This is a genomic window from Marivita sp. (assembly GCF_048006345.1).
Classification (GTDB): Bacteria; Pseudomonadota; Alphaproteobacteria; order Rhodobacterales; family Rhodobacteraceae; genus Marivita.
The window spans coordinates 3,890,346-3,903,042 of the sequence record NZ_CP180351.1 but is presented as its reverse complement, the minus strand read 5'-3'; the positions used below and the strand labels follow the sequence as shown (position 1 = coordinate 3,903,042).

Below are 12,697 nucleotides of genomic sequence, written 5' to 3'. Positions count from 1 at the left end.
TTAGCCCCCCATCCGGGATTCGATGCGTTCAACGACCTGCGCGGGCACGGTGCCCTGCGACAGCTGTTGCAGAATGCGCTGCCGTGCCTCTTCGGGCATCCGGGTGTTGGACTGCACAAAGGCCGTCAGACGGGCGCGGCGCTCTTCGGTGAGTTCAACCATTTCAGGCTCTTCGGGTGCCGCCTGTCCGGCGTCACGCAATGGGCGCACCTTGATGCCTGCGCCCAGCAGCGGCGTGCGTTCGGCCACGACCTCGCGCCCCTGCAAGCCGCGTGCGCGGACCAGAACGTCATCGCCCTGTCGGCGCAGCAGGTTGACTTCAACCACTTCAAGACGGTCTTCATCCGCGATCACAAGCACTTCGTTCGCAGCATTCAGTGCCGATGCCGGGAGACGCGCGACGTTTTCAAGTGGCGGTTCGGCGATCTGCACGGTTACGAAATCGCCCGGACGGAACCCCGGCGCGCTGTCCAGCGTGGCAAACAATTGCCGCCCGGTCTGGCCATCGCCGACAGCGGCGCCAGCGCGGCTGAGCGTGCCGGTCGCGGTCAGGTTGGTGCCGAACACGTCCAGCACAACGGTCACGCCGGTCTTGGCCAAGGTGCCATTTTCATCCAGCAACCGCGCGAATTGCTGCGTCGAGACCCGGAACGCCACTTCAAGCGCATCGGCGTCGATCAGGCGGGCCAATTGTTCGTTGGACGACACCAGACGCCCCTGCACCACGGACACATCCGCCAACGTGCCTGAGAAATCGGCTGTGATGAGCGTGTCATCCAGACGACGCTGGGCTTCGGCCTCGGCAATCACTGCACGGGACAGGCGCGTGGTGGCTTGATCAATCCGGGCTTCGGCCTGTGCCACCGCCTGCCTGCGGGACAGAACCGCCTGCCGTGCCTGTGCTGCGGCAAGTTCCGCCACTTCGACTGCCGCAGCCGTGCCGACGCCGCGATCCTGCAAATCGACCTGCCGCTGGTATGCGCGTTCGCGCAGCGTGGCCTGTTCCTCGGCGGCGACCAGTTCGTCGCGGGCAAGGACGATGGCGCGCTCCGCCTCGCGCTGTTCGGCTTCGGCATCAAGGATATCGCTTTGAACCCGCTGCAGAACCGCCTCGGCATCTGTCGGGTCGATCCGGACAAGCATCTGGCCTTCGGTCACGGTGCCGCCTTCGACAAATTCGGGCGCGATTTCCAGAACACGCCCTCCGGCCGCTGCCCGCAACTCCAGCGTGCGGACGCTTTCGATCTGGCCAAACGCGGTAAGGATCGGAGTGACGGTCTCAAACTCCGCCGCAACGACGTTTACGGCGAACACACGTTCCCTCTGCGGGAAGCTGCGCGGTTCCTGCGCCATCCGTTCCTGCACGGCATCGCGCACCTGCACCCCGGCGTAAGCCAGAAGTCCAAGCGTCAGCGAAAGTAGAAAAAGCCCTGTCAGGCTACGGCGCAAAAACCGCATGTGCGACAATCCTCATGAGCCAGTCCGCCTATCAGATAGCCAGACTTGCATGTTTTCCAATAACACAACTCTTCGTTTCACGAAGTGAAATGCTATTTCCGTCGCAGATGTTCGTCCAATCGCGGTAAAATCTCGACAAAGTTACAAGGACGGTGCCGATAATCGAGCTGCAGGCTCAGAATTTCGTCCCACGCATCCTTGCAGGCACCGGGGCTGCCGGGCAGCGCAAAGAGGTACGTTCCGTTGCGCACACCACCCGTGGCACGGCTTTGAATGGCGCTCGTGCCGATCTTCTGGAAGGACACCATGGTAAAGACGGTGCCGAAGGCGTCGATCTCTTTTTCATAGACATCGCGATGCGCCTCAACGGTCACATCACGCCCGGTCAAACCTGTGCCACCGGTCGAGATCACAACGTCGATGTCGGGCTGATCGCACCACGCGCGCAGCTGCGCCGCGATCTGATCGCGCTCGTCCTGAACGATTTTGCGATCCGCCACGATATGCCCCGCACCTTCGATACGCCCCACCAATGTGTCGCCCGACCGGTCTTCGGCCATGGACCGCGTATCACTGACCGTCAACACGGCGATGCGGATGGGCAGGAAGTCTTTGCTTTCGTCGATACGGCTCATGGATCAGGCTTTCTTGGTCAGACGCGCTTGCAGGTCGAGAAGATCGGCCCACGCCTCGCGCTTGGCAGAGGGGTTGCGCAACAGGTAGGCGGGATGGAACATCGGGACCACCGGCAGGCCCTCGACCTCGTCCCATTGGCCCCGCAGGCGGGTGATCCCGCGTTTGCCCAGCAGGGCCTGGCATGAGATATTGCCCATGACGACCAGAACTTCGGGTTTGGCCAAGGCGATGTGGCGCTTGAGAAAGGGCTGCATCATTGCCATTTCGTCGGGTTTCGGATCGCGGTTCTGCGGCGGGCGCCATGGCAGGACATTGGTGATGTAGACCGCCTGTGCGCCCTCGCGATCGCGTCCCAGATTGATGGCGGCCAGCATCTTGTCGAGCAATTGCCCGGCGCGGCCCACAAAGGGTTTGCCGATCCGGTCCTCGTCGCGCCCCGGCGCTTCGCCCACGATCATCACGCGTGCGCCCGCCACACCATCGCAGAACACAAGGTTGCGCGCGCCCTTCTGAAGTTCGCAATGCGGGTAGGCCGCCATCGCTGCCTGCAACGCCATAAGGTCCGGTGCAGCGCGGGCGGCTGCTTCGGCTTCGGCGACAGGATCGGCCTCGGGCGCGGCCTGCACGGGAACGGTTGGCGCAGCGACGCCGGGGCCGACACCCGCTTTCGGCGGTGGGGCCACCTGCTCGAAACGGTTGATGGGCGTTTCCGAGATCGCCTCGGTCACACCCATCTCAAGCTGCCATTCAAGGGCAGCACGCGCCGCATGCCAGTCGATTTGCGAATCCATAAGACACTCTATCCCGGCATTGTGTCGCGCAAAAGGGAACACGGTCTTGCCGCGAGACAGTGCAGTTTCTATAAGCAGCCGACCACTCCGAAAAGGCCAGATGATGCGTTTCGATCAACGACACCTGCTTGGGATCGAACCCCTCCGCCCTGACGAAATCACCACCCTGCTGGATCTGTCGGACCAATATGCCGACCGCAACCGCAAACGGACGCCAAGCACGGACGTTCTGGCGGGGATGACGCAGATCAACATGTTCTTCGAAAACTCTACCCGGACACAGGCCAGCTTTCAGCTTGCGGGCAAGCGTCTGGGCGCGGATGTGATGAACATGGCGATGCAGGCCTCGTCGGTGAAGAAGGGCGAAACCCTCATCGACACCGCGCTGACGCTGAACGCGATGCATCCCGATCTGTTGGTCGTGCGGCACCCGCATTCCGGGGCTGTGGATCTCTTGTCGCAAAAGGTGAATTGCGCGGTTCTGAACGCGGGTGACGGCAAGCACGAACACCCGACGCAGGCGCTTCTTGATGCGCTGACCATCCGTCGCGCCAAGGGGCGGTTGCACCGTCTGTCGATCGCCATCTGTGGCGACATCGCCCACAGCCGTGTCGCCCGGTCGAATATCCTGCTGCTGGGCAAGATGGAAAACCGCGTGCGCCTTGTCGGTCCACCGACGCTGATGCCCACGGGGATCGGCGAATTTGGGGTCGAGGTGTTCGAGGACATGCGCGAAGGACTCAAGGACGTGGATGTCGTCATGATGCTTCGCCTGCAAAAGGAACGCATGGATGGCGGGTTCATCCCGTCCGAACGGGAATATTACCACCGCTACGGCCTTGATGCGGAAAAGCTCGGCCATGCCAAGGAAGACGCCATCGTCATGCATCCCGGCCCGATGAATCGCGGGGTCGAGATCGACGGCACACTGGCCGACGACATCAACCGGTCGGTCATTCAGGAACAGGTGGAAATGGGCGTGGCCGTGCGCATGGCCGCGATGGACCTTCTGGCGCGGTCGCTCCGCGAAAGACGCGAGGCGCAGACCGAGGGCGTGATGGTATGAGCACGACCATGCATATCAAAAGCAGCGAACGCGGCGTGATCCGGGTGTTTCACATCGACCTGCCACGCGAAGCCATCGAACGGTTCACAACGCAGGCCGGCACGGGCGAATGGCCCCTGCAATATGCGCTTGGGGCGAAGACGCTGCGGTCGGCCTTTGTCGAGGTCATCAACATCCGCGATCTTGGCGACATGTCGCTGTCGCAATACCTGATCAATGCGCATGACGTGACCGGCCCCGAGTTTCAGGCGATGCGGTCGCGGATTGACGCGCTGACCGGGTTTGCGCTTGTGCTGCCATCGCAGGCGTTTGACCACACCGAACAGGACCTCACGATCTCGAACCCGCTGCGCTGGATCGGCACGTTCAACGAACCGAAAGTTGCGACAATTGCCACGCCGATCCACACGAAGTCGGCCAAAGGCGTTGTCGGCACCGTCAGCGGCGGGGCTCAGTCGCGGTCGAACACCGGGCTGTGGGTCGTTGTCGGGCTGTTTGTCCTGATCCCGCTTGCGATCATCGTTGCCCGTTTCATGCTTAACTGAAGACCGTCGAAAGCCCTTATGATCGAATTCAAACCTGATATGGCGACCTATATCCGCGCCCATGCCGTGATGACGGCGTTTGCGATGGCGGCAGGGATGCTGATCCTCTGGGTAATCGACAATCCGCATATCTGGACCGGGGCCGTTGGCGGGTTGGCCGCGGTTGCGCTGCGAGGATGGTATATGGCGGACGAAGTCATGGACGAGGTTTGGGCGATGAACAGCACCAGCCTGACCGGTCCCTATGAACGCAAGGCCCGCCTTGACGAGATCGCCAAGGTACGGACAGTTGCCGGTTCGGTTCAGATCATCACCCGATCCGGGGACAAGCACCTCATCAAATACCAGCCAGACCCGAAAGCGGTGATCGACCAGATCAACGCGGCGCGTCAGAAACAGGCGGCGTGACATGACCCTTCTCATCACCAATGCCCGCCTTGTCGACCCAGAGTCGTCCGAGGTCACAGTGGGCGCCGTCCTGATCCGCAATGGCGTGATCGCCGAAGTGTTCGATACGCCGACACCGGAGATCAGCATCGACAACGTGCCCTCCGAGAACCGCCGCGATGCGGGTGGGAAATACCTTTCGCCCGGCATTGTCGATATCGGCGTGAAGATCTGTGAACCCGGCGAACGGCACAAGGAAAGCTATGGCTCTGCCGGGCAGGCGGCAGCTGCAGGAGGCGTGACCACGATGGTCACCCGCCCTGATACCAATCCGGCCATCGACACGCCCGAAACACTGGAATTCGTCCGCCGCCGCGCGAACGAGGCGGCACCCGTCCACGTCCTGCCGATGGCCGCTTTGACCAAAGGCCGCGATGGGCGCGAGATGACCGAGATCGGGTTCCTGATGGATGCCGGAGCCGTCGCCTTCACCGATTGCGACCGCGTGGTGCGGGATACCAAGGTGCTCAGCCGCGCGATGACCTATGCCCGCGCGCTTGGCGCGTTGGTCGTCGGTCACCCGCAGGAGCCTAACCTGTCCGCAGGTGCCGCGACCACATCCGGCAAATTCGCATCGCTGCGCGGTCTGCCCAGTGTCACGCCGATGGCGGAACGCATGGGTCTCGACCGGGATATCGCTTTGGTGGAAATGACCGGTGTGCGCTACCACGCAGACCAGATCACCACGACCCGCGCCCTGCCCGCGCTGGAACGGGCCAAGCGCAACGGGTTCGACGTGACCGCTGGCGTGTCGATGCACCACCTGACGCTGAATGAATACGACGTCGCCGACTACCGCACCTTCTTCAAGGTCAAGCCGCCATTGCGGTCAGAGGATGACCGACAGGCGGTGGTCGAAGCAGTGAAGTCCGGCCTGATCGACGTGATCGGATCGTTCCACACACCGCAGGACGAGGAAAGCAAGCGCCTGCCTTTCGAGGAAGCCGCAAGCGGGGCTGTGGGTCTTGAAACCATGCTGCCAGTGCTGATGCGGCTCTATCATTCGGGCGATCTGGACCTGCCAACACTGTTCCGCGCGCTGTCACTGAACCCGGCAAAGCGGCTTGGGCTGGACTGCGGTCGCCTGACCAAAGGCGCACCCGCCGATCTGGTTCTCTTCGATCCGGACAAGCCCATCGTGCTCGACCGGTTCAAGCTGCTGTCGAAGTCGAAAAACACGCCCTTTGACGGCGCGCGCTTGCAGGGTAAGGTTCTTGAAACCTTTGTCAGCGGAACCTCGGTCTACCGGAGCACATGATGCCAACGCTTGAGACAGGACTGGCCCTCTATGCGCTTTGGGCGCTGATCGGCTACCTGCTTGGGTCGATCCCGTTCGGCCTGATACTGACCAAAGCGATGGGCCTTGGCAATCTGCGCGAGATCGGATCCGGCAATATCGGCGCGACCAACGTCCTGCGCACCGGCAACAAGGGGGCCGCCGCAGCGACCCTTTTGCTCGACGGGGCAAAGGGCGCGGTTGCGGTGCTTCTGGCGCGCGAGTTCGCCGGTGAAGGTGCCGCACAGATCGCAGCTCTGGCCGCGTTCCTGGGTCATTGCTTCCCGGTCTGGCTGGGCTTCAAGGGAGGCAAAGGCGTTGCGACCTTTCTTGGCCTGATGCTGGCCCTCGCATGGCCCGTGGGCCTTCTGGCCTGCGCCACATGGCTGGCAACTGCCGTAATCAGCCGGATTTCGAGCCTGTCAGCCTTGGTGGCGGCGTCATGGTCGACGCTGTGGTGTCTGGTCGTCGGTCAGGGACAGGTGTTTTTCCTGACCTTGGCGCTTGCCCTGCTCATCATCTGGCGGCACCGCGAAAACCTGGCCCGCCTCAAGGCAGGGACAGAGCCGAGGATCGGCGGCAAGAAGACCTGACCCCGGAAAACAAAAAGGCCCGCGAACGGGCCTTTCCGTAGTCTCTCAGCAACCTTCACTCGGCCGCGTCGCGCTTGGGCAGGACCCAGTTGGCGCGCGGGAAGTGGCAGGTATAGCCGTTCGGGAACCGCTCCAGGTAATCCTGATGCTCGGGCTCCGCCTCCCAGAAATCCCCCACAGGCTCCACTTCGGTCACAACCTTCCCCGGCCAGATGCCGCTGGCGTTCACATCGGCGATGGTGTCCAGCGCGCAGTCTTTCTGCGCCTCGTCCACATAGTAGATCGCCGAGCGGTAGCTCAGACCACGGTCATTGCCCTGACGGTTCAACGTGGTCGGATCGTGGATCTGAAAGAAGAATTCCAAGAGCTTGCGATACGAGATCACCGACGGATCAAAAATGATCTCGATCCCCTCGGCATGGGTGCCGTGATTGCGATAGGTCGCGTTGGGCACATCGCCACCGGTATAGCCCACGCGGGTGTCCAGAACACCGGGCAGCTTGCGGATCAGATCCTGCATCCCCCAGAAACAGCCACCGGCCAAAACAGCACGTTCAGTCATGCCACATCCTCCACTTGATCCAGATAGTCGCCATAGCCTTCAGCCTCCATATCGTCACGATGGATGAACCGCAGGCTGGCGGAATTGATGCAATAGCGCAAACCACCCCGGTCGCGCGGACCGTCCGGGAACACGTGCCCCAGATGGCTGTCGCCATGGGCCGAGCGCACCTCGGTGCGGATCATCCCGTGGGACATGTCGCGCAGTTCATTGATATGCGCAGGTTCGATCGGCTTGGTAAAGCTTGGCCAGCCGCAACCGGACTCGTACTTGTCGGCACTCGCAAACAGCGGCTCACCGCTGACGATGTCCACGTAAATGCCGGGTTCCTTGTTGTGCAGGTATTCCCCGGTGCCGGGCCGTTCCGTTCCGCTTTCCTGCGTGACGTAGAACTGTTCCGGCGACAATGTCGCGATCACGTCCGGGTTCTTTTCGTATTTGGCCATGCGGGCACCTCCATGCGTCGAGTTGAGACTATAGATGGCGCGCATCGTGCCAAGTCCAACACTTGTTACAGCGCGGTCTCCACGTCGTGAGCCGTGATCCGTGGCCGACCGGTCGCTTCGACCACGATGCGTGCCTCGACAAACATCTCGCGCGCTTCGATCTCGGCCCGTTTGACCTCGCGCCAGACCTGCACATGGACCGATGCCGCACCTGCCGCTTCGGCGTCTTGGGTGGCCGCCGCACTCAGCCGCGCCTCCAGCATTGCCATAGCCGCATCTGCATCGCGGAAATCCTGCGGCGTATCGGGCAGATGCGCCCGGAAAACACCCTCGGACGGACTGCTCACCAAGCCTTCGCGCAGCATCCGGATCCGGCCCGTGACGGCACCAATGGCGTTGGCCACATCTCCATGGTCGGGCAAAAGCATCTCGGCATTCAGGTATTGCCCGACAGCAGGATAGGTCGTCTGCGCCGATGCACCCAACCCCACGACGGGAACGGAGAGCCCAGCCGTCAGATGCACCAAGCCCGGCGTCTGCCGCAACCCACGCGCCATCAGCGGATGTTGGGCAAGCGCGGTCGGGTCTTCCATTCCGTCCTCCGCAAACGCCGCTTCCAGCAGCACAGTGCCGGTGGCGCGGGTCAGCGCATCGACGATCTGTTCAGCCATCTCCTGCGCGGTTTGGGCGTGCCTCTCCCCCGATCCGGTGCGGTTGCGGGCCAGCAAGGCCAGCGCCTTTTCCGACGCGGTGGCATCCCAATGGGCGAACCGCCCCAGCACGTGCAGCGCATCCGTCGGTGTTGGCCCCGCGACCTGCACCAACCCACGCGACACGAGAAGCCGCAGCGACTGCGCCTCCAGCCGCGACTGCACCACAGCGCCCAAAGGCTGCGGCGCGACGGTGATCCGGTCGAGCACCGCCTGTGCACGCTCCGGCAGACCAACCGCATCCTGCCCCTCGACCCGACGCACAAACCGCGCGTCGTATTCGCCGGGAACGGGCCGGTTCATCTGCTCATCCAGCGCCTTATGGACAACCTCGGGCGCGTCCTGCGCCACAAGCGCCACCGGCAGCACGCGCCTTGGCCCAAGCGTCACACCCCCGGTCAAACCGCCACTTGCCAAATGCACCTCGCTGTCGCCGCCCAGCCCGTGCGTGCGCATCGCCACCGCCTCGACCATGGTGCGATGCGGCCCAACCCGCGCGCCATCGGGGTCGATCACCGGCTGACCGTTGCGCAGCACGGCGATGTCGGTTGTCGTCCCGCCAATATCCGACACCAGTGCCTGATCCGCCCCTGTCAACCAACGCGCGCCGACGATCGAGGCGGCAGGCCCGCTCAGAATGGTCTCGATGGGCCGCTCCTGCGCTTGCGCCGCTGACATGAGCGCCCCATCGCCGCGCACCACCATCAGCGGTGCGTCGATCCCCAAGTCGCGCAACGCCCCCTCGGCCCGCCCGATCAACCGATGGGTCAACCCGATCAGCCGAGCGTTCAGCACGGCGGTCAACGCGCGCTTCGGCCCACCAAGCTTGGCCGACAATTCATGCGAACAGGTCACCGGCCGCCCCGTCGCCGCCCGCACCGCGTCGCGCGCTGCCACTTCGTGCGCCGGATTACGTGTGCCGAACTGTGCCGCGATGGCAAAGGCCGACACGTCCTGCGCAGCCGCCCAATCTGCGATCTCCGCCACATCCAAGGGTGCCACCTCGGCCCCGCTGTGGCTGTGCCCGCCTGAGGTCACCAGCACAGGGTCACCCACCAAAGCCTCGGCCAGTCCCTGCGCCGCCAGATCGCGTTCGGAAAAGCCGATATAGATCAGCGCAACCCGTGCGCCCTGCCCTTCGACCAGCGCATTGGTGGCCAAGGTGGTCGACAGGGACGCCAAAGCGATATCCGCCGGAGACACAAAGGATTGCGCCAGCACCGCCTTGACCGCTTCGCTGACACCAATGGCCAGATCCTGCCGCGTCGTCAGCGCCTTGGCGCTTGCGATCACCGCGTCTTCGTCGCGCATGAGCACCGCGTCGGTATAGGTGCCGCCGGTGTCCACACCGAGTAGAATTGCCATAAACCCGCCTCCTGCGACTGACCTAGACTAGTCGCCAGCCCCGGCCCGCGTGTTTGCGACATCCGCAAGTCGCATCACGGCCCAGCGCGCCGCATCTGCCACGGTTTCGTCGGGATCCTCCACCAAGGCTTGCGCGACAGCCCGCAGGCGTGGCGACCCCGAATTGCCGATGGCATAGAGCACGTTGCGCACAAACCGATTGCGCCCGATCCGCTTGATCGGAGAGCCCGAGAACCGCTCCCGAAACCCCGCATCGTCCAGCCGCGCCAACTCCGCCAGATCAGGCGCAAGCAGATCCTCCCGCGCGTGATATTTCACCTCAGCCGCACGGCTGGCAAACTTGTTCCAAGGACAGACCGCCAGACAATCGTCGCAACCATAGATGCGATTGCCCATCAAGCCGCGCAGGTCTTCGTCCACCGGCCCATGATGCTCGATCGTGAGGTAGGAAATGCAACGCCGTGCGTCCAACTGATACGGCGCTGGGAACGCATCAGTCGGGCAGACATCCAGACAGGCCCGACACGATCCGCAATGGTCCACCTCCGCCGCGTCGGGTGTCAGATCGAGCGTCGTGAACACCGACCCGATAAAGAACCAAGACCCCAACTCGCGCGACACGAGGTTCGTGTGCTTGCCTTGCCAGCCCAGTCCCGCCGCCTGCCCCAAAGGCTTTTCCGGCACGGGTGCCGTGTCGACAAACAGCTTCACCTCACCCCCGGCCTCAGAAATCAGCCACCGCGCCAGTCGCTTGAGCCGCTTCTTCACCACATCATGGTAATCGCGGTTCTGCGCGTAGACCGAGATCGCCGCCTGCTCGGGATGCTCAAGCACGTCCAACGGATCATGCTCTGGCCCGTAATTCTCGGCCAACATGATGACCGACTGCGCCTCTGGCCAGAGCACTTGCGGCGCGCCGCGCCAATGCGCGCGGTCTTCCAACCACCCCATCTGGCCTTGATACCCTGAATCCAGAAACGCTTGCAGTCGCTCTGGAACCTCCGAAACATCCCACGGGCGACAGATGCGGCAGGCCGAGAACCCTTCGTTCAACGCCTGCGCTTTCAGTCGGGCCGTGAGGTCCATGCATGTCCCCATGTTCCGATTTTTCGGACGAAAAATCGGGTCCGCCTCAGAAATCCAGATCGGCATAATGCGGCGGTTGCGGGAAGCCCGGAACCTGATCAGCCAGGATCGACCGGAAAGCCGGGCGCGATTTGATCTTGGCGTACCAATCCTTGACCACGGCGCTGCGATTCCAGTCGACATCCCGGATGTAGTCCAGCGACGACAGATGCGCGGCAGCGGCGAAATCGGCAAGCGTCATGGTATCCCCCGCAAGCCAGCGGCGATGATCCAGAAGCCACGCCATGTAATCAAGGTGATACTTGATCGCCTTGGCCCCCGACTTGACGTTCGCGCTGTCTGGAAAACCCTGCTTGGTGACCTTCTTGTTCACCCTCTCATAAAGCAGCTTCGACGTCACTTCATTGTGGAACTTGTCGTCGAACCACCCCACCAGACGCCGCACTTCATAGCGCGCATCCAGCGACCGGGGCATCAGCGGTGGTTCGGGATATTTCTCTTCGAGATATTCGCAGATGGCCGCACTTTCCGCCATCGTCCGCCCATCGATCTTGAGAACAGGCACCTTCGCAGCGGGATTGCGGCGCAGGAAATCCGGGTCTTTCTCCCAGTATTTCTCTTCCACCAACTCGCACTCGATCTTCTTTTCCGCAAGGCTCAGCCGAACCTTGCGGCAGAACGGCGACAACGGAACATGATAGAGTTTGGCCATGCGAAACGAGTCTCGAAAATTGGGTGATCGGTCCCTTCTAATTGCCGCGAAGCGCCCCGCAATACAATGGGCCGGAGCCGGATTAATCCCCGACGCGCGGTTTTCGTCTCACCCAAGCAGGCTCAATTCTGGAAACATGCGGCCCGACCGTCCTGATTGATGGTCTCTGCCCCACCCCGGATCGAACGGGCGCGGCGGTCTACGAAATTGCTCGGGTTCGAGGCGGATCGTGTCTTGGGCGACGGCAGAACCGCGGCCAGCCGCGCCGCCTGAAGCGGGCTGAGATCGGCCGCATCAACGCCGAAATAATGCTGGGCGGCAGCCTGCACGCCAAACACACCCTCGTCGAATTCGGCAACGTTCAGATACAGCTCAAGAATACGCCGCTTCGACCACATCGCCTCGGAAACCGGCGTCAGCACCGCCTCCATGCCCTTGCGCACCCAGGACCGGTCCTGCCAGAGAAAGACGTTCTTCACGACCTGCTGCGAAATCGTCGAGGCGCCCCGCGCGCCGCCTGCTTCGATGGCGGCCTGAATGGCGTCTACATCAAAGCCCCAGTGCAGACAGAAATTTGCGTCTTCCGCCGCCACGGCAGAGCGGAACATCACTGGTGCGATCTGCTCGGCATCGACCCAGACCTGATCCACGGGCACCCCCAAACGGCGCCCCTCGGACCACATCGTGTGGGTCGTCGGCGGATTCACAATGCCAAAGAGGCCAACAATCCCCAAAACCAGAACGATCAGCGCCAGACCCGTGCGGAAACCCCATTTTACCAGCCAGCGATACGGGGCGAGGATCTTGTCGACCACGCCGGGTTCCTTGCGGGCACGCGTCCGCTTGGACTTCGGCTTGTCCAGCCGAGGCCCCTGTTGCGGTGTGGGTTTGGGTTTTCCGCCTGCCATCGCAGGCACATTAGGCGCAACTGCCATGCAAGAAAACATCCCCTCTGGTCTTGTCCGTCATCGCGGGTAATCGCAGAATCCGGTGCAAGCTGGGCC

General features: G+C 62.8%; 14 protein-coding genes. 5 read left to right on the top strand and 9 right to left on the bottom strand.

Annotated features, from left to right (window positions below):
* The 3 genes from ACMVPR_RS18925 to ACMVPR_RS18915 all read right to left on the bottom strand — a co-directional run bounded on the left by ACMVPR_RS18925 (position 1) and on the right by ACMVPR_RS18915 (position 2,885).
* The gene (locus ACMVPR_RS18925; RefSeq protein ID WP_416884137.1) at positions 1 to 1,458 is read right to left on the bottom strand and encodes an efflux RND transporter periplasmic adaptor subunit; all 1,458 of its coding nucleotides are present in this window, start codon (positions 1,456 to 1,458) and stop codon (positions 1 to 3) included.
* Positions 1,459 to 1,550: 92 nt separating this feature from the next.
* Complete coding sequence (moaB, locus tag ACMVPR_RS18920; RefSeq protein ID WP_292266148.1) at positions 1,551 to 2,093, bottom strand: molybdenum cofactor biosynthesis protein B; 543 nt, start codon at positions 2,091 to 2,093, stop codon at positions 1,551 to 1,553.
* Positions 2,094 to 2,096: 3 nt separating this feature from the next.
* Positions 2,097 to 2,885, bottom strand: a complete 789-nt coding sequence (locus ACMVPR_RS18915; protein ID WP_416884136.1) for a uracil-DNA glycosylase — start codon at positions 2,883 to 2,885, stop codon at positions 2,097 to 2,099.
* A gap of 103 nt (positions 2,886 to 2,988) precedes the next feature.
* Here ACMVPR_RS18915 and ACMVPR_RS18910 point away from each other — a divergent pair, with 103 nt between their 5' ends.
* Genes ACMVPR_RS18910 through plsY form a run of 5 tightly spaced genes read left to right on the top strand, consistent with a single transcriptional unit; the run spans position 2,989 to position 6,812 of the window.
* Positions 2,989 to 3,951: an aspartate carbamoyltransferase catalytic subunit gene (locus ACMVPR_RS18910; RefSeq protein WP_416884685.1), complete on the top strand. Its 963-nt coding sequence runs from the start codon at positions 2,989 to 2,991 to the stop codon at positions 3,949 to 3,951.
* An 8-nt stretch (positions 3,952 to 3,959) separates the two neighbouring features.
* Positions 3,960 to 4,496 carry an aspartate carbamoyltransferase catalytic subunit gene (locus ACMVPR_RS18905; protein ID WP_416884135.1) on the top strand — a complete coding sequence of 179 codons (537 nt, stop codon included), beginning with the start codon at positions 3,960 to 3,962 and terminating at the stop codon, positions 4,494 to 4,496.
* An 18-nt stretch (positions 4,497 to 4,514) separates the two neighbouring features.
* On the top strand, positions 4,515 to 4,904 hold the full coding sequence (locus ACMVPR_RS18900) for a hypothetical protein (protein ID WP_416884134.1): 390 nt from the start codon (positions 4,515 to 4,517) through the stop codon (positions 4,902 to 4,904).
* 1 nt (position 4,905) lies between these two features.
* Positions 4,906 to 6,201, top strand: coding sequence for a dihydroorotase (pyrC, locus tag ACMVPR_RS18895; protein WP_416884133.1), 1,296 nt, complete (start codon positions 4,906 to 4,908; stop codon positions 6,199 to 6,201).
* Positions 6,201 to 6,812 carry a glycerol-3-phosphate 1-O-acyltransferase PlsY gene (plsY, locus tag ACMVPR_RS18890; RefSeq protein ID WP_416884132.1) on the top strand — a complete coding sequence of 204 codons (612 nt, stop codon included), beginning with the start codon at positions 6,201 to 6,203 and terminating at the stop codon, positions 6,810 to 6,812. The genes pyrC and plsY overlap by 1 nt, the downstream gene beginning before the upstream one ends.
* A gap of 55 nt (positions 6,813 to 6,867) precedes the next feature.
* Here plsY and msrA read toward each other — a convergent pair whose 3' ends face one another.
* The 6 genes from msrA to mtgA form a co-directional block, all read right to left on the bottom strand.
* Positions 6,868 to 7,374, bottom strand: a complete 507-nt coding sequence (gene msrA, locus ACMVPR_RS18885) for a peptide-methionine (S)-S-oxide reductase MsrA (protein WP_300588175.1) — start codon at positions 7,372 to 7,374, stop codon at positions 6,868 to 6,870.
* A complete protein-coding gene (gene msrB / locus ACMVPR_RS18880) occupies positions 7,371 to 7,820 on the bottom strand; it encodes a peptide-methionine (R)-S-oxide reductase MsrB (protein ID WP_292271208.1) in 450 nt (149 codons plus the stop codon). Before msrB ends, msrA begins: the two co-directional genes overlap by 4 nt.
* A gap of 65 nt (positions 7,821 to 7,885) precedes the next feature.
* Positions 7,886 to 9,895 (bottom strand): hydantoinase/oxoprolinase N-terminal domain-containing protein, encoded by a 2,010-nt coding sequence (locus tag ACMVPR_RS18875; RefSeq protein WP_416884131.1) that lies wholly within the window; start codon positions 9,893 to 9,895, stop codon positions 7,886 to 7,888.
* Between the two features lie 27 nt (positions 9,896 to 9,922).
* Positions 9,923 to 10,981: a tRNA epoxyqueuosine(34) reductase QueG gene (gene queG / locus ACMVPR_RS18870; RefSeq protein WP_416884130.1), complete on the bottom strand. Its 1,059-nt coding sequence runs from the start codon at positions 10,979 to 10,981 to the stop codon at positions 9,923 to 9,925.
* A 46-nt stretch (positions 10,982 to 11,027) separates the two neighbouring features.
* Complete coding sequence (locus ACMVPR_RS18865) at positions 11,028 to 11,693, bottom strand: glutathione S-transferase family protein (protein WP_292264566.1); 666 nt, start codon at positions 11,691 to 11,693, stop codon at positions 11,028 to 11,030.
* Between the two features lie 122 nt (positions 11,694 to 11,815).
* A complete protein-coding gene (mtgA, locus tag ACMVPR_RS18860) occupies positions 11,816 to 12,601 on the bottom strand; it encodes a monofunctional biosynthetic peptidoglycan transglycosylase (protein WP_416884684.1) in 786 nt (261 codons plus the stop codon).
* Between the last annotated feature and the right edge of the window lie 96 nt (positions 12,602 to 12,697).